The sequence below is a fragment of the Sphingopyxis sp. Soil_C_28 genome, from assembly GCF_057657055.1.
Genome location: NZ_JBDGJE010000001.1, coordinates 191,502 through 216,587 on the forward strand (window position 1 = coordinate 191,502; position 25,086 = coordinate 216,587).

Below are 25,086 nucleotides of genomic sequence, written 5' to 3' on the forward strand. Positions count from 1 at the left end.
AAGGCGGAGCCTGCCGAAACGCGTGCGCGATCGACCGATGCTGAGGTCGCAAGTGGCGTAAAAGCCTGCAACCCCGGCACCGAAGCGGCTCCAGCCGCTTGGTCGTCGCTCGACGGAATTTCCGTGCCGCGGCCTTTCCCTGGGCCTTGGCATTGAGCGACCCACGCCGGCAGGTCTCCTGGCTCACGGGTCAGGGCTCGATGCACGCCTTCCCAGGTTTCCCCAGTGGCTGTCCGGACCGAAATCCGGAAGGTGCATCTCGCTCGCCGCTTACAGTTGCAGGGACAGCCTCGGCTTCGGGGGTTCGGCAAGAACCCCGTTACCGCGTTCCCATTTTAAGCCCTTTCGGGCACCGGTGCGATCATGCGCAGGGCGAACCCCGCACGCGCCGCCCATAGCGGAATGGCGGTTTTGCGCAATCGGGATTTGCTTTGGGGGTGATCCTCCCTGTGGCGACGCCATGGGGAGGGGGACCGCGCCCGAAGGGCGTGGTGGAGGGGCAGCAACGCTCGCTCCATGGCCCCTCGCTCAGCTCTTCTAGCTGCCACCTCCCCATGGCTTCGCCACAGGGAGGATTGGTTTCAGGCCGCCATCCGCTCGACAACCATAGCCGCGCCGACGCCCATCGCACCCGTCAGGACAACCAGCCCGTATCGACCGCCGCATGCATCGAGCGCGTCGAGCAGGGTCGAGGTCAGGATCGCGCCGCTCGCCCCCATCGGATGCCCCTTGGCCAGATGGCCACCGCTCACATTGACGCGAGCCGGGTCGGCGTCACGGTCGCGCAGGAATTTGGCGATGGTGACGGCAAAGGCTTCCATAAACTCGATCCGGTCGAGATCGGCGAACGTCAGCCCCGCGCGCGTCAGCACCTTGTCCATCGCGGCAAACCCCGCGGTCAGCGATGCCGCCGGATCGCCGCCGCTTTCCGCAAAGGCGATCACGCGAGCGCGGGGGGCAGGGCCCAGCCCCTCGGCGCCGACGAGCGCCAGCCCCGCACCGTCGCAGATCGGCGGCGCATGGGCGATGCTATGCAGCGGTTTGAAGGTCGCGCCTTCGAGCGCGCCCGCATATTGCTGTTGCAACTCGCCGAACGCAGGCAGTGCGGCGGCAAGCGATTCGGCCGTCGTTTGCGGCCGGATACACTCTTCGCCGGCCAGCGGCCCCGTCGCGATCCGCGATTTCTGAAGCGCGGCATCGCCTTCGGCCGCGCCCGCTTTTTGCTGCGAGGCGAGCGCGACGATGTCCAGTTCGGCGCGGCTCATGCCTTCGGCATTTGCCAAACGGTCGGCAGCGAGCACCGGCGGGACGAAGCGCGCACGCGGGGGCAATTCGTCATTCGTATAGAAGCTCGCGCGATCACCGAGAAACGGCGCGCCGCTCATCGACTCAACCCCGCCCGCGAGGATGTGTGTCGCTTCGCCGCTCGCGACCTTGGCGACCGCCTGACCGATCGCCGACAGCCCCGACGCGCAATAATTGTTGATGCTGTGCGCCGCCGTGGTGTCGGGCAGCCCGGCATGCAGCTTCGCCAACATCGCAATATGCCCGCCCTGAGCGCCGCTCTGCGTGACGCAGCCGAGCAGCAGCGTATCGGGCGTCGTCGCGATCTCGCCGCAGCGCGCCGCAAGCGCCGCCACTTGCTGGCGTATCAATTCCTGCGGGCTCAGCCCCGCCAGCCCCCCATCGGGCCGCGCCTTGCCGCGCGGTGTACGCACGGCGTCGTAGAGATAGACGTTCAAAAGATCAGACGCCGACGACAAAGCTGACCGCCGTGGTCGCGCTGCCGCCGACGTTAAAGGTCGCAAAATTCCTTGCGCCCTCGACCTGATAGTCCCCGGCATTGCCGGTCACCTGCCGCCAGCTGTCGAGCAGCATCCGCACCCCCGTCGCGCCGACCGGATGGCCAAGGCCGATGAGGCCTCCCGACGGATTGACCGGCAGCTTACCGCCCAGCGCAATCGTGCCATCCTCGACCGCGCGCCAGCTTTCGCCCGGCGGGGTGATCCCGAAATGGTCGATCGCCATATATTCGGTGATCGAGAAGCAGTCGTGCACCTCGACGCCGTCGCACGCATAGACGTCGGGCATCTCGGCGCGGCGCAGCGCATCCATCATCGCCTTGCGCACGCTCGGGAAGACATAAGGCTCGCCGCGGCTGCCCGCGACCTTGGTCGAATAGAGCAGGGGGGCAGTCGAATGGCCCCAGCCCTTGATTCGCGGAATGCTGTCGATCGAAATCCCGCGCCGCTTGGCATAGGCCTCGGCCACCGCGCGCGAGGCGAGGAAGATGGCGGCGGCCCCGTCGGTGACCTGCCCGCAATCGGATTTGCGCAAGCTGCCCTCGATCAGCGGATTGACCTCGTCATTCTCCCCCAGATGATCCCCCGTGACCGCCCAGCCGCGCGTCTGCGAATTGGGATTCTTCTTGGCATTGGCGAAATTATTCGCCGAAATCCCGCGCAGATGCGCGCGGTCGAGCCCGAAGCGCTCGTCATATTCCTCGGCGACGCGGGCGAACATCCAGGGCCACAAATATCGCGCCTCCTGCGCCTCGCGCCCCGCCCATGCGGCGGCGCCGAGATATTCGGCCGCGCGCTGGCCCGGAACATTGCGCATCAGTTCGATGCCGAGCACCAGCGCGAGGCCGTAACGCTCGGCCTCGATTTCGGCCGCCGCAGCGAGGATCGCGATGCTCCCCGACGCGCAGGCGGCCTCGTGCCGTGACGCGGGGATGCCCGCAAGGTCGGGATGGACATGGCCGAAGAAGCCGCCGAGCTGGCCTTGTCCGGCAAACAATTCGCCGACGAAATTGCCGACGTGCGCGGTCTCGACCTCTTTGGGCTCGATCCCCGTCGCGGCGAAAGCGGCTTCGGCGACGTCGCGGAACAGCTCGAACAACCCGCCGCCCTCGCGCTCCATATTGCGCGCAAAATCGCTCTGCGCACCGCCGAGAATGAAGACGTCCTTCGCCATATCAGGCTTCCTTTTCCAAAGTCGCGAGCGCCATCTCGCGCACCTCGCTGCGCATCACCTTGTTGGTGACGTTGCGCGGCAATGCGTCGAAGCGGAACAATCGCTCGGGCAATTTGAACACCGCGAGATCTTGTTCGCGAAGATAGTCAGCCACTTCGCCAACCCCGACATCGTCGGCGCCGCGCGGCACATAGGCGAGTCCGATGCGCTCGCCCATCGTCGGGTCGGGCAGCGAAAATACGCACGCCTCGGCGAGCAACGGATGCCCGCCGAGCAGCTGGTCGATTTCCTCGGGCGAGATATTGACCCCGCCGCGGATGATCAGATCCTTGCAGCGCCCGACAAAGCGGTAGAAATCGCCGCCCTCGGCAATCTCGAACAGGTCGCCGGTGCGGAACCAGCCGTCGTCGGTAAAGGCTTCGGCGGTGCGTTCGGGCGCGTTGTGATAGCCCTCGAACAAGGTCGGTCCGCGAATCTGGAGTTCGCCCGACACACTGTCCGCCTCGATCGCATCGCCGCCGCCGGGCGGGACGAGCCGGCTTTCGATATTATGCGCGCGGCCCTCGCCATAGGGCCGCTGGTACGTGCCGCGGCGCGGGAACAGGCTGGCGCGCTTGTCGGGGTCGGGCATATCGCCCTCGCCGGTGATGAAGCTCATCCCCTCATTCGATCCGAAGACATTGACGATGATGATGCCGAGCTTTTCCTGAAAGCCGCGCACCATCGCGGGGGCGAGCGGCGCCGATCCCGACGCAATGACGCGCAGGCTCGACAGGTCGACCGACGCCAGCAACGCTTCATTCTGCAGCAGCATGTTGAGCACCGCGGGCGGCGCGATCGTCAGGCTCGGCCGCTCGGTCGCGATCTGCTTGAGGTAGATGCCGGGATCGAAAGGATGATGCAGCACCATCGTTCCCGCGCTGGTCAGCCAGCACATCGTAATCCCGCCGATGCTCGCCATGTTGATGAGCGGGAAGGGATTGAGCAACACGTCGCCCGGCCCGACCTTCATCGCCTCATAACCCGCGCCGGCGACCGCGATCCAGTGATTGTGGCTGCGCGGTACGCCCTTGGGCACCCCGGTGGTGCCCGAAGTCCAGCAGATGGTGAAAATATCGTCGGCATCGACCGGGGTCGCCGCGACATGCGCCGCGAGCGCGGCTTCGTCGCCCGTGGCAGCCGACAGATCGAGCGCGCCGGCGGGCGGATTGGGGCCGAAGGTCATCAATTGGATGCCATCGAGCAACGGCGCCGCGACGCCGATATGGTCGCAACCTTTGACCGTCGTCGCGCAGACGAAGGCTTTGGGCTCGACGACGCCGATCATGCCCTTCAGCTCATGGCTGCGATATTGCACCGCCGCCGGGCTGACGATCGCGCCGATCTTTGCCGCGGCGAAATAGAGTGCGACGAACTCGCTGATGTTCGGAAGCTGGACGAGCAGCACATCGTCCTTGCCGATCCCGGCGGTGACGAGCGCGCCGGCGAGGCGGTCGATCTCCGCCGCCAACTCGGCGTAATTCAACCGCGGCGGTTCGCCGAACGCAAAGTCCGCGCGGTTCGGCGCGTCGACGAGCGCGAGTCGCTCCGGGTGTTTTGCCGCATTGGCTGCAAACAGATCGGCGAACGTCTTGTCACCCCACCAGCCGCTCGCCCGATGCTGTTGCCGTTTATCCTCGCCCGCCGCGATCATATCAGGCAGCCAGCACGCTGTTTTCGGCCATCCCGATATCGTCGCCGCTCGCCCACACGGTGTGCGTCCCCGAACAGATGCGCTCGGGCAGGATGATCCGGCACACCGGCCCCGCCGCGATATTTTTCGCGTCGATCAACACGCATTCGGACGTGTCGGTTTCAAGGTCGGCGATGAAGGAGACGAGATAGCCGTCATCCTCGTCCTTCGCATCGATCCGCGGCGCAAACGGCGCCTCGCTGCCAAAACGGCCGGGGCCGAATTCATAGGATTCGCTCGTCCGTGCATCGAGGTCGTGCTTGACGAGCCCGCGGAACAGGAACCAGCCGGGCTCGGGGATCGCGCTGTAAGCATAGCGATAGGGCTTGCCGGCATAGCGGTGATTGAACATCCCGAACTCAAGATCGCGGTCGTCGAGCCGCTCTTCCACCGTCTCGCCGGTAACCAGGTTGAAGCGCCAGCGATGGAGCCGCGGCTTGAGCAGCCCCTGATCGAGATACGCCATCATTCGCTCGAGCCCCTCAGGCGCGTTCGGATAGGATTTCGGCATCGGCTCTTCCTGATAATAGCCGTCGAGGATGATCTCGTCGCCTTCTTCCCACGCGTTCAGCCAGTGGAGCGTGTAGGTGGGTTCGGCCTCGAACCAACGGATATCCTCGGGCTGCCCGTGCCGCGGAATGATCGCGAAGCGCGTCTTCTCGTCGGGATGGAACTGCACGACATGCAGGCGCTTTTCGAGCAGCTCTTCGTTCCAATAGAGCGGCATATCGTTGAGGATCGTGTAATTCTTCGTGAACGCCATATCGTGCGGCAGGCGCGGCCCGGCGAGCGGCACCGGGATATAATGCTTGAGCTTGTTGTCCGCCCCGACAACGCCATAATGCATGTAAGGTGCGTGCTTCGAGTAATTGAAAAACATCAATTCTCCGGTCGCGAGGTCGACCTTGCAATGCGCAGAAATGCCGTCGAGCGGCACCCAGCTTTCGGTGCCATGCTGCTCGAGCGTGAAGGGGTCGAGCCGGTACGCTTCGCCGCACTGGTAGAAGGTCGAGATGATCTTGCCTGCATGAATCGCGACGTCGGTTGACGACGAATCCTTGAGCCACTCCTGCGCGCCCCAGCCGGGGCGCGTCGACTTGTGTGGCGGCTCCATCAGCCCCGCCCACAGCGAGCGGCCGGCCTCCTTCTCTGCCTCGAACCCCTTGGTACGCACGAAGCGGCTGCGATAGCTCGCGCGGCCGTCCTTGAAACTGATCGCATGGATGAACCCGTCGCCGTCGAACGGATGATAGCGGCCGATCGGTTCGTGAATCTGATTCTCGCCGGTGCGGACGTACACGCCGTCGATATCGTCGGGGATCGTCCCGATCACCTCGGCATCGCCATTGGCGAAGATCGCGTTCCATTCGTTGAACGTCGGCCGCCAGGCGCCCTTCATATAGGGATGGTCGTTCGGCTGGATCGTGGTTTCTATCGTCTCGACAAGCTGGGCGGTCATGCAATGACTCCTTCGGCAGGTGCAAAGCGCGGCCGCGCGGCGGCCGCATCATATTCTTTCACAAGGCGATCGACGATGGCCGCGACAGGTTCGACGCCGCGCACCGCGCCGACGCCTTGCCCGGCAGACCAGACATTCTTCCACGCCTTCGCGTCGTCCTGCGCATCCGAAAAGTTCGGGCGCTTGTCCTCGGGCATATTGGCGGGATCATACCCCGCGGCGATCAGGCTCGATTTCAACCAGTTGGCGGTCACACCGGTGATGCCTTTGGAAGGCACGATGTCCTCGGCCCCCGCGGCGACGACCATATCCTTATAGCCCGGTACCGCCATGCTCTCGGTGCACGCGATCAGCGACGTCCCCAGATAGGCAAAGTCGGCGCCCAATATCTCGGCCGCGCGCACCGCATGCCCGGTCGAGATCGCCCCGCCAAGCACGAGCGGACCATCCCAGAACTGCCGCACCTCCTCGACGAACGCAAAGCCCGCCGTCGCGCCGGTATGTCCGCCCGCGCCCGCGGCGACGAGCACAAGGCCGTCGACCCCGGCGGCTGCCGCCTTGCGCGCAAAGCCGACCGAATTGACGTCGGCGAAGACGAGCCCGCCGTAGGAGTGTATGTCTTCGACCACCCGCGCCGGACTGCCGAGCGCGGTAATGACGAGCGGCACCTTGTGGCGCACGACGCACGCAAGGTCGTCGGGAAGCCGGCTGTTCGACGGATGGACAACCAGGTTGACCGCCCATGCCGCAGCCTCGGGATCGTTCGACAGCGCCGCGTCGATCCGGCTCACCCACTCCTCCAGATCGGCCGACGTGCGCGCATTGGGGGCAGGGAAGCTGCCGATCACGCCCGACCGCGATGCGGCGATCACCATCTCCGGACCCGACACCAGGAACATCGGTGCGGCGATTGCGGGCAGGCGCAAATTGCGCGTCAGTGCAGGTGGAAGGCCGTGTCCCGGCAAGGTGTTTCCTCTCTCAAATTATCTGACTTGCATAACGATACTTAAAGCCCTTATGACTCGCAAGGCAAGAAAAACATCGCGGGCGGTGGTCGCCAAGACGATGATGCGTGGGAGGATCCTATGAACAGAAATTTTGTTGCGCTGCTCGCTGCGTCGGCACTCGCCAGCCCCGGTATCGCATTCGCGCAGGACGCGGCTCCGGCCGAAGAACAGGGCGGACTTGAGGAAATCATCGTCACCGCGCAGAAGCGCGCGGAGGGCCTGTCGGACGTTCCGATTTCGATCTCGGCGATCAGCGGCAAGCAGATCGAAAATTATGGTCAGACCAACCTTGAACAGATTTCGTCGTCGGTCCCCAACCTCAAGATTACCCAGACGGCGATTGCCAACCGCATCGCGATCCGCGGCATCGCCTCGGGCGACAACAAGGGCTTCGAACAGTCGGTCGCGATGTTCGTCGACGGCGTCTATTACGGCCGCGACCAGCTCTCGCGCCTGCCGCTGATCGACATGGAACGCGTCGAGGTGCTGCGCGGGCCGCAACCGACCTTGTTCGGCAAGAATGCGATCGCGGGTGCCGTGAACATCACCACGCGCAGCCCCACCGACGAATTCGAAGGCTCGGTCAGCGGGCTTTATGAATTCAACCACAAGGAATTCCAGCTGACCGGCGTCTTGTCGGGTCCGCTGACCGAAGGCGTCGAGGCGCGCGTCGTCGGTTATTACCGGACGATGGATGGCTATTTCTACAACACAAAGCTCGACCGCGACGAACCGAACGTCGACGAGAAATATTTCCGCGGCAAGCTGGAGTTCGATCGCGGCGGCCCCTTCGCCGCCGAACTCAAGCTCGAATATGCCGACTTCGAAACAAAGGGTCAGCCGCGCGACGTGTTCGGTGCGGTGGGCAATTACAACACCGTCTTCCAGGGGCCGTTCTTCGTCGACACCACGCCCGATTATGTGCGCGCGGACAATGGCTATGAAAGCAAAAACAAGGTGTTCGGCGCGACGCTTAACGCCGACCTCGAAATTGGCGAACATACGCTGACCTCGGTCAGCTCGCTTCTCGACTACAAGACGCGCGAGATTGTCGATGTCGATTTCTCCGGCATCAGCTTCCTCGACGGCACGAACCTGCGCGAAGATTATCGCCAATATTCACAGGAACTGCGGCTGGCGTCGCCCGGTGGAGAGACGTTCAATTATATCGCGGGCGTCTATTACCAGCATGCCAAGCTCGATGTGCAGGACTTTACCCTCTTCAACCCGACCTTCCTCGCGCTTGGCGCGCCGTTCAATGCGATCGGCGATACGCGGAACGACCGTGACTATGCGCAGAAGTCAGACCTGATTTCCGGCTTTGCGCAGGGCGAGCTGGCGCTGACCGACCAGCTTCGCGTCACTGCCGGCGCGCGCTTCAACCACGAGAAGAAGAGTGGCAGCCGAACGCTCGCGATCGTGCGCGGCCCGCTCAACACCTTCAACCCACTGGTCGTTGCGGCGACGTTCCGCGCGCTCAACATCGAGGCGCACAGCGTCTCGGGCAAGATCAGCGAGGACAGCTTCAACCCGATGGTCAACGTCCAGTTCGACGCGACCGACGATCTGATGCTCTATGCCTCCTATGCCAAGGGCACCAAGGCCGGCGGTTTCGACATCCGTTCGAACTCGCTGCCGGGATCGACGACGGTCGCAAAGCCGGGGGCATTTGAATTCGAGGACGAAAGCGCCGACAATTTCGAAGCGGGGCTGAAATATAAGGGCCGCAACGTTGCCTTCAACCTGTCGCTCTATCGGACCAAATATAAGGACCTTCAGGTCAATATCTTCGACGGCACGCTGAACTTCAACGTTCGCAATGCCGCCGCGGCGACCACCCAGGGCGTCGAGGCCGACTTCCGCGCGGCGATCGCCGACGGGCTCACGATCAGTGGCGCGGTCGCCTATCTCGACTTCAAATTCACCAATTTCACCGATGGCCAATGCTATTATCTGCAGGTGCCGGGCGCGAATGGCTTCTGCGACTATTCGGGCAAGCGCAACGCGCTCAGCCCCAAATGGTCGGGCAACCTCAATCTCGACTATACCACCCCGGTCACCTCCGACATGAAGGTCGCGTTCAACGTCAACGCGGACTTCTCCTCGTCGTACATCGCCTCGGCGAACCTCGACCCGCGCACGCATCAGGACGGTTATGTGAAGCTCGGCGCGCGGCTGGCGCTGGCGCAGGTCGACGATCGCTGGGAAATCGCGCTGATCGGCCGCAACCTCACCAACCAGCGGATTTTGCAGACCGCCAGCTCGATGCCGCTCGCGACGACGATCACGCGCAACGCGGGCAATGCCTATAACGGTATCGTCGATCGGCCGCGCACGATCGCGGTGCAACTGACCGGACGCTTCTGATGCGGGGGAGGGCGGTTCCCGCCGCTCTCCTTACTGCCACCGGTGCCAGCCTTGTCGGTCACCCGGGCTTCGTTTAGGGGCGGGGAGAGATAAGGACGGCTGATTTGAAACACGACCGCACGATCAGGGCCTGTTCGATCTGGCGCGCGCTCGATGTTGTCGGCGACGTGCCTGTGCTGCTGCTGATGGAGCAGGCGTTTCTCGGCATCCACAGCTTCGATGAATTCGTCGCGCGTACCGGCCTGGCGCGCTCGGTGGTGAACGGCCGTCTCAAAAAACTCGTCGAAGAAGATTGTCTGGCGAAAGTCCCGAAGAAGAGCGGGCGCGGCTTTCATTATGTGTTGACCCAAAAGGGCCGCGACCAGTTCCCCAACGCGCTGATGATGCTGCGCTGGCAGCATCGCTGGGAAGCCGACAGCCGCGATTTCCGGGTGCAGCTCCATCACGCAACGTGCGGCCATGCGACCGAACCGGTACCCGCGTGCGCGCATTGCCACGCCGAAATCGATCCGCGCGACGTCGACTGGCGCGAAGGACCGGGGCTGGCGCAGGTCGTCCCGCATTACGAGCGCCGCCGTTTCAACGGCGATGTCGGCGCGCGGCGGCCGGGCGGACGACCGCTCGTCGACACGATGATCGAACTATTCGGCGATCGCTGGGCGACGCTCGTCGTCCGCGCGATGTTCACGCACATCAACCGCTTCGACGACATCCAGCGCGATACGTTGATGGCAACGAACATCCTGACGGGTCGCCTCGAACGGCTCGTGCGGCAGGGTATACTGAAGACAATGCCCTATTCGACACACACCGACCGCGTCGAATATCGCCTGACCGGAAAAGGCCGCGATCTCTATCCGGTGCTGCTCGCGTTGCTGCAATGGGGTGATCGCTGGTTTTCCGACGAGCGCGGGCCACCGTTGCTGTTGACCCACAAAAGCTGCGGCCATGACCTGACCATGGTCGTGGCATGCAGCCATTGCGGCGATGAATTGCAGCTGTCGAACAGCCGTTTCACGATTGAGAGCACAGACGAAACCACCGACGCGGCCGAGGGCGAAGCGTGACATTGCGTCCGCCCGCGATTATAGGCGCGGCATGCCGACGCTGATGCGCTTCCTGATTGGCCTGCTGGTTTCCCTGTCCATCGGATTCGGGAGCATCGCACATGCGGCGGAAGCGCCGGCATGGGCGGCGGCCGAATTCTGCGCCGAAGACGCGGGGCATACGCAGGGCGAACCTGCCAACGACCCCGACAAGATGGGCTTCCACAATCACGGCGGCTGCCACGGACATCATCAGGTCGGCAATATCGGCGCCAATGATGCGCCAACCTGCCTGCCGCTCAATGGCGTGAATTTTGCGGCTGGCGCCGATTTCGTGCCCCAACTGATCCCCGGCGCGAATCTGAGGCCGCCGATCGCCTGAACCAGCCCGTGCTGCCGGCCATCCGGCGGCTGACTTTGGCTTGTTCAGGATATAATCGATGAAATCATTATTGGCGGCCCTATTGGCCGCGCCGCTCTGTGCCTTGCCGGCGCAGGCGCAAAGCTCGTCCCCGTCTGTGGGCGGCGATGTGCTGACCCTTGACGAAGCGCTGGCTGATGCCGGTGTGACCACGCCGCTGACGCAGGCGGCCGAAGCGGGCATTTCGGCCGCGCAGGCCGGACGCACCGTTGCCGGGCTTCGTCCCAATCCCTCGGTCAGCGTCGATACCGAAAATGCGCTCGGCACCGGGCCGTATCGCGGGCTCGACGAATCGGACACGACCATCGCGTTCGCGATGCCGGTCGAACTGGGCGGTAAAAGATCGGCGCGCATTGCCGTCGCCGATGCAAGGATTCAGCGTGCCCACGTCGACCTCGCGGTCGCCGAGGCCGATCGGCGTTTCGCGGTTACCGGGGCCTATGTCGCGGCAATCGCGTCGGAACGCCGTGCGACGGTTGCGGAAACGCAGGTCGCGGTCACGACCGAAAATCTGCGGATCGCGCGCGACCGTGTAATGGTCGGCGCCAATTCGCCGATCGATGAACAGCGCGCGGCGCTGGAACAGATCAGGGCGACGACCGAAGCCGAAACCGCGCGGCGCACCGCAACCGCCACGCGCGCGGCGCTGGCGCAATATGTCGGTGACGGGGCCGGTTCGGCGCTCGATCAGCGTTGGTTCGATCTCGCCGCGGCGCGGGCACAGGGGCCGGGGGTCCCGGTCGATGCCCGCGGCACCCTCGCACTGGCTGCTGCTGCCGCCGACACTGCATCGGCCGAGGCGGAGCTGCGGCTGGCGCGAAGCCAACGCGCGCCGGATGTCACGCTGACCGCCGGGACGCGGCGGCTCGAGGCGAGCAATGATCAGGCGATGCTGTTCGGCGTCTCGGTGCCGCTGCCACTGTTCAACGGCGGCAAGGCGGCGGTGACGCAGGCCGCACGCGAACGGGACAGGGCCGAAGCGCAGCGACGTATCGCGCTGTTCGAGGCCGAGCGCGCGATCGCCGCTGCCGAGGCTGACCGTGATCGTGCCGCGACGGCGGTGCGTGCTTCCGAACCGGCACTGACCGCCGCGACCGAAGCCGCGCGTATCGCCCGCATCGGTTATGCGGAGGGCAAGTTCGACCAGCTGATCCTGCTCGATGCCGAGCGGACTTTGCTCGACACCCGCCGCGCCGGAATCGACGCGCGCGCCGCCTATCATGATGCCGCCGCGCGCCTCGAACGGCTGACGGCGAAACTGCCCACCGAAGGGGGTGTCCAATGACGATGATATCGAAATATCGGGCGGCGCTGCCGCTCGCGCTGATGCTTGTCCTCGCCGGTTGCGGCGAAAAGGCGGCCGAACCTGCCGAGAAAGCCAAAGTAGAGGCAGAGAAGGCGGAAGGCGAAATCCACCTGACCGCGCAGCAGATCACGGCCGCGGGAATTGCCCTCGTCCGGCCGTCAGCGGGGGGCGCCGGTACGCTCAGCCTGCCCGCGACAATCGAAAGCGATCCGCAGGCGACGCAAGTCGTCTCGGCGGCGATCGGCGGTCGTATTGTCGCGCTGAACCGCAATCTGGGCGAGGCGGTCGGGCGCGGCGAGGTGGTCGCGGTAATCGAAAGCCGCGACGCCGCTGGGCTGCGCGCTGAGGTCGAGGCCGCACAGGCGCGCTCGAACCTCGCACGCTCGAACCTGTCGCGTGAGGAGCGGCTGTTCGCGCTCAAGGTTTCGCCCGAACGCGACCTGATTGCCGCGCGCACCGCGATGACCGAAGCGAATATCGCGCTGCGTCTGGCGGCGCAGCAGCTCTCGGCGGCGGGCGTCGGCGGCGGCTCGCTCAACCGCATCGGCGTCGTCGCGCCGATCGGCGGGCAGGTTACCGCGCGCAGCGTCGTACTCGGCCAGACCGTCGCTCCCGACGCCGAACTGTTCCGCGTCGCCAACCTAGGCCGCGTTGCGGTGGGCCTCTCGCTGACCCCCGCCGACGCCGGGCGCATCCGTGTCGGGACGCCGGTCGACGTGCGGTCGGGTGAGCGGAGCGCCACAGCGCGTATCCAGTTTGTGTCGCCCGTCCTTGATGCTGCGACCCGTCTCGTGCCCGCCGTCGCCTTGCTCGACAATGGCGGCGGCGTCTGGCGACCCGGCGAGCCGGTCACCGCAATCCTGCAGGCGGGGGCTCCGGGTAATGCGGTGAGCGTGCCCGACAGCGCGATCCAGACCGTCGAGGGCCGGACCAGCGTCTTTGTCCGCACGAAAGAGGGCTTCCGCACCGTACCGGTCACCGTGACCTCGCGCGTCGGCGGCGCGGCCACGGTCACCGGCCTGTCGGGCCGCGAGCAACTCGCGGGCGAAGGCAGCTTCACCCTGAAGGCGGAGCTCGGCAAGGGCGAAGCCGAGCATGGGGGGCACTGACATGATCGCCTCCATCGTCAATTTCGCCGTCGCGCGGCGCTGGTTCGTGCTGCTCGTCACCGCCATCGCCACATTGATCGGCGCATGGGCCTTAGCCCGCCTGCCGATCGATGCCGTCCCCGACATCACCAACAATCAGGTGCAGATCAGCGCCCGTGCGCCTGCGCTGTCGCCCGAACAGGTCGAAAGGCAGGTCGCCTTTCCGATCGAAACCGCGCTCGCGGGCATCCCTGGCCTCGAAAGCACGCGGTCGCTCAGCCGCAACGGTTTTGCGCAGGTCACCGCGGTCTTCACCGACGCGACCGACATCTACTTCGCGCGCGCGCAAGTCGCCGAGCGGCTGCGCGGCGCCGAACAGGCGCTGCCCGACGATGTCGTCCCCGAAATGGGGCCGATTGCGACCGGGCTCGGCGAGGTTTTCATGTGGACCGTCCATATGGAGCATCGGAAAGACGACAAGCACAAGCCCGGCGAACCCGGGATGCAGCCCGACGGCAGCTATATCACGCCTGAGGGTGAGCGGCTGGTCAGCGATGCCGAAAAGGCGACCTATCTGCGCACCGCGCAGGACTGGATCGTCACCCCGTTGCTCAAGCCCGTCGCCGGGCTCGCGGGCGTCGACACCATCGGCGGCTATGTGAAGCAATATCAGGTCGTTCCCGACGTCCAGCGGCTCGCGGCGCTGGGCCTCAGCCTGAAGGATCTTGCCGAAGCACTGGAAGCAAACAACCGCGCGATCGGCGCCGGCGTCGTCGACCGCAACGGCGAGGGCCTTGCCGTCCGATCCGATGCCCGTATCGCCGGCGCCGAACAGCTCGCGCAGACAGTGATCGCGACGCGCGGCGGCGTACCGATCCGCCTCGACCAGGTCGCGACGGTTCGCACGGGGCAGGCAATCCGCATGGGATCGGCGTCCGAAAACGGCCGCGAGGTCGTTGTTGGCACCGCAATCATGCGAATTGGCGAAAATAGCCGCAATGTCGCGAGCCGCGTTTCGGAGCGTCTCGACGAGATCAACGCCTCGCTGCCGACCGACATCGTCATCCAGCCGGTGCTCGACCGCACCGGCCTCGTCAACGCGACGATCCAGACGGTGGCGAAAAACCTGACCGAGGGCGCGCTGCTCGTCATCGTCATCCTCTTCCTTTTGCTGGGTAATTTCCGCGCCGCGCTGATCGCCGCGCTCGTCATCCCAATCACGATGCTCCTCACCAGCTTCGGGATGCTCAAGGGCGGCGTGTCGGCCAATCTGATGAGCCTCGGCGCGCTCGACTTCGGCCTGATCGTCGACGGCGCGGTGATCATTGTAGAAAACACCCTCCGCCGCATCGGCGAGCGACAACATCAGCTGGGCCGAACCCTCGACCGCGAAGAACGGCTTGGCGCCGTCGCCGCGGCCGCTCGCGAGATGGTCCGTCCGTCTGTCTACGGGCAGGCCATCATCATCCTCGTCTATGTCCCGCTGTTGACGCTGACCGGTGTGGAAGGAAAGAGCTTCACGCCGATGGCGTTGACGGTGATCGTCGCGCTCGCTGCCGCTTTCGTGCTGTCGTTGACGTTCGTTCCGGCGATGCTGGCGATCTGGCTGTCGAAACCGGTCGAGGAACAGGAAGGGCGGATCATGCGCTGGCTTGGTTCGCGTTATGAGCCGGGGCTCGACCGCGCGATGAGCACGCCGCGCAAGACGATGCTTGCAGCAGTGCTTGCGCTGTTCGTCGGGGCGGGGGCTTATGTCACGCTGGGGCAAGAATTCCTTCCGCAACTCGATGAAGGCGACCTCACCGCACAATTGCTGCGCGTTCCGGGAACCTCGGTCGATCAGAGCCAGGCGATGCAGGTCCGCGCCGAACGCGCGCTGGCGGCGCTGCCCGAGGTGAAGTTCGTCTTTTCGAAGACGGGCACCGCCGAACTTGCGTCAGATCCGATGCCGCCGAATATCTCCGACAGCTTTATCATCATGAAGGACCGGAAAGACTGGCCCGACCCGCGGCTGACAAAGGCAGAGCTGATCGCGAAAGTGGAAAAGGCACTTTCGGAACTGCCGGGCAATGCCTTCGAGATCAGCCAGCCGATCCAGATGCGCTTCAACGAACTGATCGCGGGGGTGCGCGGCGATGTCGCGGTCAAGGTCTTCGGTGACGATAGCGATGCGATGGCCGCTACGGCCAATCGCATCGCGGCGGTCCTTCGCAAGACCGAAGGGGCGACCGATGTCCGGGTCGAGCAGACTGAGGGGCTGCCGATGCTCGATATCCGGCCGGACCGCGATGCAATGGCACGCCTCGGGGTCACCGCGGCAGCGCTCCAGGAAACCATCGCAGCAGCAGTCGGCGGGCGTGATGCGGGTGTCATTTTCGAAGGCGACCGACGCTTTGCCGTCACGATCCGCCTGTCCGATGCCGCGCGCGCCGATTTTGCGGCACTAGGTCAGGTGCCGGTGCCGACGCCGGGCGGCAGCTTCGTCCCGCTCGAAAGCGTGGCGGAACTGGCGGTGGTCGATGGCCCCAACCAGATCAGCCGCGAAAATGGCAAAAGGCGGATCGTCGTTCAGGCGAATGTCCGTAGCCGCGATGTCGCGAGCGTGGTCGAGGATGCGCAGAGCGCGATCGCCAAGCAGGTGCGCTTCCCAGCGGGCCAATATGTCGAGTGGGGTGGGCAGTTCGAAAATCTCGCCTCGGCGCGCGACCGGCTGGCGCTCGTCGTTCCGGCCTGCTTCGCGCTGATCCTGCTGCTCCTCTATGGCGCGCTGGGAAGCGTGCGCGATGCGGCGATCGTCTTCACCGGCGTGCCGCTGGCGCTTGTCGGCGGGACGCTGGCGCTGGCGCTGCGCGGCATGCCCTTCTCGATCTCGGCGGCGGTGGGCTTCATCGCCTTGTCAGGGATTGCGGTGCTCAACGGGCTCGTGATGGTAACATCGATCCAGCAGTTGATCGCCGACGGGTTGGCGCGCGCCGAGGCGGCGAAAGCGGGCGCCTTGGCAAGGCTGCGGCCGGTGGTGATGACCGCGCTTGTCGCATCGCTTGGCTTCGTCCCGATGGCGCTCGCGACCGGAGCGGGGGCAGAGGTGCAAAAGCCGCTCGCGACGGTCGTCATCGGCGGGTTGATCTCCGCGACGCTGCTGACATTGTTCGTGCTGCCAACGCTTTATGCGCGTTATGGAAGGCCGCGAGCCTAGGGCAGCAACCTGCCTTCGTCGCGCCGCGGCATCGGCGCGACGAAGCGCAGCACCAGCGCCGACAGGACAAGCCAGCCCGCCGACCCAAGGATCGCTGCCGGCAGCGACGACAGATCGGCGATCAGCCCGAGCGTGTAGGCACCGAGCGCCATCGCGCCGAAGGTGACGGCCTGATAGATCGACAAACAGCGACCGAGGATTTCCTCGGGCGAGCGCAATTGCATTGCAACGTTGAGCGTCGTCAGCGTTGATACCCACGCACCACCAGCGATGAAGGCGGCGATCATCACTGCGGGCAGGCTGGCCGTCAGCGCGACCGGCAGCATCGCGGCGGCGAACACGAGAGATGCGGCGGTAACGACCCGGTCACTACCCCAGCGGCGCCTTGACGAACCTACCAACAGCGCGCCGAAGATAGATCCTGCGCCAAAAGCGGCAAGGCAGAGACCGTAAATGACTTCGGTGCCATGCAAACGGTCGCGGACGAGCGAGGGCAACAGGGCCTGGAATCCCGCCGCGCCAAAGCCGAACGCAAAGCCGCGGATCAGTACGCGGCGCACCGGGTTGGAGCGGGCGCAAAAACGCATGCCCTCGGCGATCGCGGCGAGCATTGAGGTACGGCGCCGCGGCGTGGTTTCGGGATGCCAGCGAAGCAGTACGACGATCAGCACCAGATAGCTGATCGCATTGAGGCCGAAGGCCGCGGCGGTGCCGACGATCGAGATCAGCAGCCCGCCAAGCGCTGGGCCGACGCTGCGCGCAAGATTATAGGCGATAGTGTTCAGCGCGATCGCCTGCGGCAGATCCCTTGGTCCGACCTGCAGGCGCACCGACGCCTGCCACGCCGGTCCGTTGAGCGCCGTACCGCATCCGACCGCGAGGGTGAAAAAGAGCAAGGTCAGCGGCGTTATCGCGTCCAGATAGGTCGTCAGCGTCAGCAACGCCGAGATGATGAGCATCCCGGTCTGCGCCGCGAGCATCACGCGTCGGCGGTCGAAATTGTCAGCAATCGCACCTGCGAAAATACCGAGCAGCAGGATGGGGATCGTCGCTCCCGCCTGCACCAGCGCGATCAGCAGGTGTGACTGGGTGAGTTCGGTCATCAGCCATGCCGCGGCGACCGACTGGATCATCGACCCCATGTTCGACGCAAGGTTCGCGATCCAGATCGCGCGAAACGCCGGATAGCGGAACGGGGCAAGCGCAGAGGGCGCGGGTGGCGTATCAGGACTCACTTATCGTCGCGTAACCCGGCCCGCCACCCTCGGCAAGGCTGCCTATTCGGTCAGCTCGAACGCCGCTTCGGATCCTTCCGCCGATGACGGACCGACCCACAGCTTGAACTGGCCGGGCTCGCTTCCCCAGCTCATGTCCTGGCGGGTGAAGGCGAGGTCGGCGTCGGTAAGCGTAAAGCGGACCGTCCGCGTCTCGCCCTTCCGGAGGCTTATCTTTTCGAAGCCTTTCAGCTCTTTCACTGGCCGCGTCACCGAGCCGACGAGATCGCGAACGTAAAGCTGCACCACTTCCTCGCCGGCGCGCGCGCCGCTGTTGGTGACGGTAACGCTGGCAGTCAATTTCTCGCCCGGCCGCACCTTCGCCTTGTCGAGCGTCACTGGCGAGTAAGTGAAGCTGGTATAGCTCAACCCGTAGCCGAACGGATAAAGCGGCGTGTTTGGCGTATCGAGATAGCGCGAGACATATTTCGCACCGGGTGCGCCAAGCTCAATCGGACGGCCGGTGTTCTTCATGTCATAATGGATCGGCACCTGCCCCACATTGCGCGGGAAGGTGACGGGCAATTTGGCCGAAGGATTGTAATCGCCATAGAGGATGTCGGCGATCGCATGGCCGCCCATCGTGCCCGGATACCAGGCCTCGAGGATCGCATCAGCATTGGCGTCCGCCCAGCCGATGCTGTTCGGGCGCCCGCTCATCAACACAAGGATGATCGGCTTGCCGGTCTTCTTGAGTTCCTCGAGCAACGCTTGCTGGTTGCCAGGCAGGTCGAGCGACGTGCGGCTCGCCGCTTCTCCGGTCATGTTCCAATGCTCACCCACCGCTGCGATGATCACGTCCGATTTCTGTGCGAGTGCGATCGCCTCGGCAAAGCCGTCGGTCTTGCCCTCGGCGGCGAAGTCATAGCTCGCGCCCTTCGCATAGCCGACGCTCGTGCCTTTGGGCGCGCGCGCCTGCAGTCCTTCGAGCAAGGTCACGGGCCGCGTCTTGCGGTCGCCCGCTGCCGACCAGCTGCCGATCATATCCTCCTTGCTGTTGCCGAGCGGGCCGATCACCGCGATCGACTTCGCGGCCGCGGCGAAGGGCAGGGCGTTGCCCCTGTTCTTCAGCAGTACGATCGACTTGCGCGCAACGTCGCGCGCGGCCTCGAGGAATTCGGGCTTGTAGATCGTGGCCTTCTCGCGTTCTTCATTGGCGTAGCGATAGGGGTCCTCGAACAGGCCGAGGCGATATTTCATTTCGAGAATCGATTTGACCGCGGCGTCAACCCGTTTGATGTCGACCTTGCCTTCGGTGACGGACTTGGCGAGGTTTTCCATATAGACCGCGCCCTGCATGTCCATGTCGACCCCGGCGTTGATCGCCTGCTCGCCTGCCTGTTTCAGGTCCTTCGAATAGCCGTGGGGGACCATTTCGTTGATCGACGTGTAATCGGTTACCACAAATCCCTTGAAGCCCCATTTATCGCGCAGCACCTCGGTCAGCAGATGGCGGCTGCCCGAAGCGGGCACGCCGTCGAGTTCGTTGAACGAGGTCATGAAGGTCGCCGCGCCCGCGTCGGCGGCGGCCTTGAACGGCGGCAGATAGACATCGCGCAGGGTGCGCTCCGAAATATCGACGGTGTGATAATCGCGCCCGGCCTGCGCCGCACCATAGGCCGCAAAATGCTTGGCGGTCGCGAGGATCGTGTCAGGGCGCGACAGATCGTCGCCTTGATATCCGCGCACGCGCGCCTTGGCGATCAGGCTGCCGAGATAGACGTCTTCGCCCGCGCCTTCCGAAATGCGGCCCCAACGCGCATCCCGGGCAATGTCCACCATCGGCGAGAAGGTCCAGTGGATGCCTTCGGCCGATGCTTCGATCGCGGAAATTCGCGCTGATTTTTCAATAGCCTGCAAATCCCAGCTCGCGGCTTCGCCGAGCGAGATGGGGAAAATCGTGCGGTGGCCGTGGATCACATCATATCCGAATATCAAAGGGATCTTGAGCCGCGTCCCCTCGACCGCGAGTGCTTGCAACTCGCGCGTATATTTGGCGGTATAGGCGTTGAAGATCGCCCCGACACGGCCAGCGCGAACATCTTCCTTGTAACTGTCGCGCATCGTCGGGCCGGTCGATTCCCAATTGCTCGTCAACAGGTTCAGCTGACCGACCTTCTCGTCGAGTGTCATCTTCGCCATCAGTTCGGCAATGAAGCGGTCCATCCGGGGATCGGGACGCATCCAGCCCGCGGAGTCCGCCGCGGCCTGATTCGCGCTCGCTGCGGGTTTCGCCAACAGCGGCGCAGGGGACAATTGTCCCGCCACCATCAAGGTGGCCAGCGTCAGGCATATGAAGTTGCGCGTCATCGGCGGCATGATTCGTCCTTCCCAGTCGGATTTGCTTATACATTGTCACGAAGATGGGCCGAAATCGGCCCGAAACCGGCTGGTCCCCGATTACTCCATCTGTGTCGCTTCCCCCTATACAGCTATCGTGAAACCGGTTACAAATCAAAAAAACAACGACGCGATTTCCCGCGATTCGTCGCTGCACCGGAGGCAAGGTCGGTCAGCGAATGAGGCGAAAGCGGGGAATGTCGGGGCGCTTAAAAGGGAGGATGCCGTGAAGTTTCCGCATAATTTTCAAAATAATTCCGCGCGCCAGTCGCGCGCTCGCACGCTGGCGGCTGCGCTGGCGTGGAGCAGTGCGGCCACGGCGCTTGCGGTAGCGGTTGCCACACCCGCGCATGCGCAGGTTTCCGGCGCGTCGCTGCGCGGAACGGTCAAGGCGGAAGGCGGCGTATCCGAAGTCACCGCCGTCAACGTCAACACCGGCCTGACGCGCACCTCGACTGTTAGCGCCAGCGGCAGCTACGGCTTCTCTTCGCTGCCTGTCGGCACCTATCGTCTTGAATTCACGACCTCGCAGGGCAAACGCCAGACCGACGAGTTTACGCTCAATGTCGCGCAAAGCGCCGTGCTCGACTTCGACTTCTCGCAGCCCGACATCGCCGAAGGCGGCGACGATGCTATCATCGTCACGGGCACCCGCCTCCGCTCGATGGAGGGCGGCGAAGTCGGTGCAAACATCTCGCAGCGTCTGATCGAGGTGCTGCCGCAGAACAACCGCAACTTCCTTGCCTTTGCCGACCTTGCGCCGGGTGTACAGTTCCTCACCAACAGCGCCGGTCAGACCAGTCTGCGCGGCGGCGCGCAGGGTGCTAACGCGATCAACATCTTCATCGATGGCATCGGGCAGAAGGACTATGTGCTGAAGGGCGGCATCAGCGGTCAGGACTCGACGCAGGGCAACCCGTTCCCGCAGCTCGCGATCGGCGAATATCGAGTCATCTCGTCGAACTATAAGGCCGAGTTCGACCAGGTCAGCTCGGTGGCGATCACCGCGGTGACCAAGTCGGGTACGAACGAGTTCCACGGTGAAGGCTTTTTCGACTTCACCAACCAGAGCCTCCGCGACCGGTTACCGCGCGAAAACTTCCCGACTTATATCCCCAAGGTGCGCACCAAGGATATGCAGTTCGGCGGTGCGCTGGGCGGCCCGATCATCAAGGATGTCCTGCATTTCTTCGTCACCTATGAAGGCAAGCGCCGCGTCGAGCCGCGCGAAATCAAACCGGGCCTTGATTTGCCGACCAGCTTCTTCCCCGATAAATATCAGGGAGCTTTTGGTGCCCGTACCTCGTCGTTCGACGAAGATCTCTATTTCGGGAAGATCAACTTCACTCCGACGTCGAGCGACCTGTTCGAATTTTCGCTGAAATATCGCGATGAGAGCGGTGAAGAGCTGAACAACGGTTTTGCGGCCGAGGAAACGGCGACGATCACCAAGGTCAAGGAATGGCGCGGCCTCGCTCGCTGGGAGCATACAGGCGACACGTGGGTGAACGACTTCAAGGTCGCTTATGAAGACGTGACCTGGAATCCCCGTCCGCTCAACTTTGGCAATGTTTCGTTGTTCAACGTGACGGTGCCGAACACGCCGCCGGTTACGGGAACTCGCCGTGGTGATATTCTTCGCGTCGGGGCAGGCACCAATTTCCAGGACAAGGGCCAGAACGGCTGGCAGGTTTCGAACGATTTCACCTGGACGGGGCTCGACAGCCACACGTTCAAGGTGGGCGTGAAGGCTAAGTGGATCGAACTGAACACCAACACGCAGAATGGTGTGAATCCGGTCTTCACCTACAATGCACTTTACCCGGCGGGCGGTGCATTCAATGATACCATTCCCTATCGCATGACTTTCAGTGCGCCGGTGAATGGGGGCGATCCCGACATCCGGTCTAAGAACTTCCAGTTCGGCGTGTATGCGCAGGATGATTGGGAGATCGACGATCGTTTGACGCTGAATATCGGTTTGCGCTGGGATTATGAGCGGACGCCTGCATTCCTCAATTACAAGCATGACCCTGCGATTGCCGAATTCGTTGCGGGCCGTGCATCCTACACCGCGGCGAACGGGACGGTCACGCCGCCCTATCTGAACCTGCGCAACGCCAATTTCGATATAGACGATTTCATCTCGACCGGTAACGAGCGGAAGGCGTTCAAAGGCGCATGGCAGCCTCGGTTGGGTTTCACTTACGCGCTCGACGATGAGAAGCGCTTCTCCATCTTCGGCGGTTACGGTCGTTCGTATGACCGTACGCAGTTCGACTTCATCCAACAGGAACTGGCGCAGGGCCTCTTCGCCGGTCGCACGTTCAATTTCAACAATCCGGGCGATACGACCAATGTTTGTGCGCCTAGCGCGACCTGTATTGCGTGGAATCCGGTCTATCTGACTCAGGGTGGCCGCGATGCGCTGATCGCGGGTTTGCCTGCTGGCGCCGGGCGGGAACTGCGGTTCATCAAGAACGATCTCAAAACGCCCTATTCGGATCAGTTCAGCCTAGGGGTTCGTGGCCGCTTCAATCTGCTCGATCTTGAAGCGGGCTACAGTTACGTCGAAAGCCATGACGGCTTTGCCTATGTGCTCGGCAATCGTCGTCCCGACGGCAGCTTCTTCCCCCCGAGCGGCAATCCGGATTCGCCCTTCGGCTTCGCGCCGGCACCGTTTGGCAGCATCATCCTCGGCACCAATGGGATCGAAACGCGCGCGAATACCGCATATTTCAAGCTGACGAAGCGTTACACGCAATTCTCTCCGTGGAGCCTCGACGCCACCTATACCTTCACAGATGCCGAGGAGAACCGGCAACTGGGCGAAGTCTTTGCACTCGATTTCCCCGGTATTGAGGAATATCCCTTCATCGCCGCGACGGGCACACGCAAGCATCGCTTCGTGATGGCGGGTTCGGTCGACATTCCGTTTGGTATCACGCTGTCGGGTAAGTTCCAGATCGCGTCGCCGAAGTATCTCGCGCAACTCGTCGGCACCTCCGGTGTCGGTGGTGTTCCGCCGAGCCGGACCGTCACTTCGATCGAGACCGAGGGTAATGGCGACCGCTGGGGCTATCGCCAGATGGATCTGTCGATCACCAAATATGTCCCGCTTGGTTTTCTCAGCGAGGAATCGCGCCTGCGTTTCCGCGTCGACATCATCAACCTGTTCAATGATCGCAACTATAGCGGCTTCAGCGCCGTGACCGGTTTGCGTAATCAGAACGACCTTGGTCTTGATGGTCCGCCGAGGACGATTAAGCTATCGGCCGGCTTCCAATTCTGACCGGCTGACCAGGCGCCCGGCCCGCACCCCCCTCCCGTGGGTCGGGCGCCGCATATTTTTGGAGTATCGAATGTCGTTCCGCAGCGGGGCCCTCATTTTGCCCCTGGTCGCGCTGACCGCCGCTTGCGCTGCCGCCCCGGCGCCGTCCAGCGCCGTTCCGGCCACAACGCTGGCGCCGATGACCGAGGCGGCTTTTTCGGAAGAGCTGACCGAGCGCACGTTTCGCTATTTCTGGGACACGACCGACACCCAGCGCTGCCTCGCGCCTGATCGCTGGCCCAGCAATCCCTTTTCATCGATCGCGGCGACGGGGTTTGCACTGACCGCCTATGGCATCGGGGCAGAGCGCGGCTACGTGACGCGCGCCGAGGCGGCGCTGCGCACGCGCGACTGCCTGCGCTTTTACTGGAATGCGCCGCAAGGGCCCGAGGTCGCCGGCAACACCGGCTACAAGGGCTTTTTCTATCACTTTCTGAAGAACGACGACGGCACGCGCTACAAGACCAACGAGCTGTCGACCGTCGACACCAGCCTGTTCCTTGGCGGCGCGCTGTTCGCGCAAAGCTATTACGACCGCAACACGCCCGTAGAGGCCGAAATCCGCGATCTCGCCGAAAAGATCTACACGCGTGTCGACTGGACCTTTGTCCAGCGCACGAACACCGGGACCGAGGCGCGAAACCTCGCGGGTTCGCATGGCATCACGATGGGCTGGAAGCCGGAAAAGGGTTTCGAGACGCATGATTGGGTCGGCTATAACGAGGGCATGCTCGTCTATGTGCTGGCGCTCGGCTCGCCGACGCATCCCGTTGGCAAGGATGCATGGGACAAGGGCTGGGCGGCTGACCTAGAAAAGGATTGGGGCAGCTATTACGGGCAGGAACATCTGCAGTTCGAGCCGATGTTCGGTCACCAATATTCCCATGTCTGGGTCGACTTTCGCGGTATTCGCGACGCTTTCATGCGCGGCAAGGGCATCGATTATTTCGAGAACAGCCGCCGCGCGACGCTGTCGCAGCGCGCGTACGGCGCCGATAATCCGAACAAATGGAAGGGTTACAGCGCTGACATCTGGGGCTGGACTGCGTCCGACGGGCCCGGATATTTCCAGGGCAAATATAGCGTGAATGGCACGCCGAGGAACTTCAATGGCTATATGGCGCGCGGCGTCAGTGCGGCGCGCGTCGTCGATGACGGCACTATCGTTCCGACCGCGGCCGGCGGCTCGGTTGCTTTCGCTCCCGAAGTGACGATCCCCGCGCTGATGGCGATGCGCACGCAATATGGCGAACGGCTCTATACGCGCTACGGCTTCAAGGACGCGTTCAACCCCAGCTTCACCTTCACCGACGCGGGTTCACGCTCGGGCGAGGTCGATCCGGCCCATGGCTGGATCGCGAACGACTATCTTGGTATCGATCAGGGGCCGATCCTTGCGATGATGGAAAATCATCGCAGCGGTTTCGTGTGGCAGGTGATGCGCAAGAACCCCCACATCGTTCGCGGGCTCAAGCGCATCGGTTTCACAGGTGGCTGGCTCGACAAGACGAAGCCGGAGTGAGATTCCCCGGCCTTCGCCGGA

General features: G+C 63.8%; 15 protein-coding genes and 1 riboswitch. Of the genes, 8 read left to right on the top strand and 7 right to left on the bottom strand.

The window, feature by feature from the left end; all coding sequences use genetic code 11:
* Positions 1 to 151 precede the first annotated feature (151 nt).
* Positions 152 to 372, bottom strand: a riboswitch (cobalamin riboswitch).
* A gap of 209 nt (positions 373 to 581) precedes the next feature.
* From AC3A43_RS00875 to AC3A43_RS00895, 5 genes are read right to left on the bottom strand one after another with little or no spacing between them, the layout of a single operon-like run.
* Positions 582 to 1,763, bottom strand: coding sequence for an acetyl-CoA C-acyltransferase (locus AC3A43_RS00875; RefSeq protein ID WP_487790663.1), 1,182 nt, complete (start codon positions 1,761 to 1,763; stop codon positions 582 to 584).
* Positions 1,747 to 2,976: an acetyl-CoA acetyltransferase gene (locus AC3A43_RS00880; protein ID WP_487790664.1), complete on the bottom strand. Its 1,230-nt coding sequence runs from the start codon at positions 2,974 to 2,976 to the stop codon at positions 1,747 to 1,749. The genes AC3A43_RS00875 and AC3A43_RS00880 overlap by 17 nt, the downstream gene beginning before the upstream one ends.
* Before the next feature lies 1 nt (position 2,977).
* On the bottom strand, positions 2,978 to 4,669 hold the full coding sequence (locus tag AC3A43_RS00885; RefSeq protein WP_487790665.1) for a class I adenylate-forming enzyme family protein: 1,692 nt from the start codon (positions 4,667 to 4,669) through the stop codon (positions 2,978 to 2,980).
* A gap of 1 nt (position 4,670) precedes the next feature.
* Complete coding sequence (locus AC3A43_RS00890) at positions 4,671 to 6,167, bottom strand: carotenoid oxygenase family protein (RefSeq protein ID WP_487790666.1); 1,497 nt, start codon at positions 6,165 to 6,167, stop codon at positions 4,671 to 4,673.
* On the bottom strand, positions 6,164 to 7,132 hold the full coding sequence (locus AC3A43_RS00895; RefSeq protein ID WP_487790667.1) for an NAD(P)H-dependent flavin oxidoreductase: 969 nt from the start codon (positions 7,130 to 7,132) through the stop codon (positions 6,164 to 6,166). Before AC3A43_RS00895 ends, AC3A43_RS00890 begins: the two co-directional genes overlap by 4 nt.
* A gap of 120 nt (positions 7,133 to 7,252) precedes the next feature.
* Between AC3A43_RS00895 and AC3A43_RS00900 the strand changes: the two genes are divergently transcribed.
* From AC3A43_RS00900 to AC3A43_RS00925, 6 genes are all read left to right on the top strand, one after another.
* A complete protein-coding gene (locus AC3A43_RS00900) occupies positions 7,253 to 9,541 on the top strand; it encodes a TonB-dependent receptor (protein ID WP_487790668.1) in 2,289 nt (762 codons plus the stop codon).
* Positions 9,542 to 9,645: 104 nt separating this feature from the next.
* Positions 9,646 to 10,608, top strand: coding sequence for a winged helix-turn-helix transcriptional regulator (locus AC3A43_RS00905; protein ID WP_487790669.1), 963 nt, complete (start codon positions 9,646 to 9,648; stop codon positions 10,606 to 10,608).
* Between the two features lie 31 nt (positions 10,609 to 10,639).
* Positions 10,640 to 10,969, top strand: a complete 330-nt coding sequence (locus AC3A43_RS00910; protein WP_487790670.1) for a hypothetical protein — start codon at positions 10,640 to 10,642, stop codon at positions 10,967 to 10,969.
* 58 nt (positions 10,970 to 11,027) lie between these two features.
* Positions 11,028 to 12,293 carry a TolC family protein gene (locus tag AC3A43_RS00915; RefSeq protein ID WP_487790671.1) on the top strand — a complete coding sequence of 422 codons (1,266 nt, stop codon included), beginning with the start codon at positions 11,028 to 11,030 and terminating at the stop codon, positions 12,291 to 12,293.
* Complete coding sequence (locus tag AC3A43_RS00920) at positions 12,290 to 13,423, top strand: efflux RND transporter periplasmic adaptor subunit (RefSeq protein ID WP_487790672.1); 1,134 nt, start codon at positions 12,290 to 12,292, stop codon at positions 13,421 to 13,423. Before AC3A43_RS00915 ends, AC3A43_RS00920 begins: the two co-directional genes overlap by 4 nt.
* Position 13,424: 1 nt before the next feature.
* On the top strand, positions 13,425 to 16,598 hold the full coding sequence (locus tag AC3A43_RS00925; protein ID WP_487790673.1) for an efflux RND transporter permease subunit: 3,174 nt from the start codon (positions 13,425 to 13,427) through the stop codon (positions 16,596 to 16,598).
* Here AC3A43_RS00925 and AC3A43_RS00930 read toward each other — a convergent pair.
* Positions 16,595 to 17,833: an MFS transporter gene (locus tag AC3A43_RS00930; protein ID WP_487790674.1), complete on the bottom strand. Its 1,239-nt coding sequence runs from the start codon at positions 17,831 to 17,833 to the stop codon at positions 16,595 to 16,597. The two genes, AC3A43_RS00925 and AC3A43_RS00930, sit on opposite strands and share 4 nt — an antisense overlap.
* 42 nt (positions 17,834 to 17,875) lie before the next feature.
* Positions 17,876 to 20,191: a beta-glucosidase BglX gene (gene bglX / locus AC3A43_RS00935; protein ID WP_487790675.1), complete on the bottom strand. Its 2,316-nt coding sequence runs from the start codon at positions 20,189 to 20,191 to the stop codon at positions 17,876 to 17,878.
* Between the two features lie 247 nt (positions 20,192 to 20,438).
* On the opposite strand from bglX, the gene AC3A43_RS00940 reads away from it, so the two are divergent.
* Together AC3A43_RS00940 and AC3A43_RS00945 are read left to right on the top strand one after the other, a co-directional pair.
* Positions 20,439 to 23,504, top strand: coding sequence for a TonB-dependent receptor (locus AC3A43_RS00940; RefSeq protein ID WP_487790676.1), 3,066 nt, complete (start codon positions 20,439 to 20,441; stop codon positions 23,502 to 23,504).
* Between the two features lie 70 nt (positions 23,505 to 23,574).
* Positions 23,575 to 25,065, top strand: coding sequence for a glucoamylase family protein (locus AC3A43_RS00945; protein ID WP_487790677.1), 1,491 nt, complete (start codon positions 23,575 to 23,577; stop codon positions 25,063 to 25,065).
* Positions 25,066 to 25,086 lie beyond the last annotated feature (21 nt).

Coding starts and splice junctions, on each gene's coding strand:
- AC3A43_RS00880 (WP_487790664.1), bottom strand. CDS start 2,976: ATGGCGAAGGACGTCTTCATTCTCGGCGGTGCGCAGAGCGATTTTGCG.
- AC3A43_RS00885 (WP_487790665.1), bottom strand. CDS start 4,669: ATGATCGCGGCGGGCGAGGATAAACGGCAACAGCATCGGGCGAGCGGC.
- AC3A43_RS00890 (WP_487790666.1), bottom strand. CDS start 6,167: ATGACCGCCCAGCTTGTCGAGACGATAGAAACCACGATCCAGCCGAAC.
- AC3A43_RS00900 (WP_487790668.1), top strand. CDS start 7,253: ATGAACAGAAATTTTGTTGCGCTGCTCGCTGCGTCGGCACTCGCCAGC.
- AC3A43_RS00910 (WP_487790670.1), top strand. CDS start 10,640: ATGCCGACGCTGATGCGCTTCCTGATTGGCCTGCTGGTTTCCCTGTCC.
- AC3A43_RS00915 (WP_487790671.1), top strand. CDS start 11,028: ATGAAATCATTATTGGCGGCCCTATTGGCCGCGCCGCTCTGTGCCTTG.
- AC3A43_RS00920 (WP_487790672.1), top strand. CDS start 12,290: ATGACGATGATATCGAAATATCGGGCGGCGCTGCCGCTCGCGCTGATG.
- AC3A43_RS00925 (WP_487790673.1), top strand. CDS start 13,425: ATGATCGCCTCCATCGTCAATTTCGCCGTCGCGCGGCGCTGGTTCGTG.
- bglX (WP_487790675.1), bottom strand. CDS start 20,191: ATGCCGCCGATGACGCGCAACTTCATATGCCTGACGCTGGCCACCTTG.
- AC3A43_RS00945 (WP_487790677.1), top strand. CDS start 23,575: ATGTCGTTCCGCAGCGGGGCCCTCATTTTGCCCCTGGTCGCGCTGACC.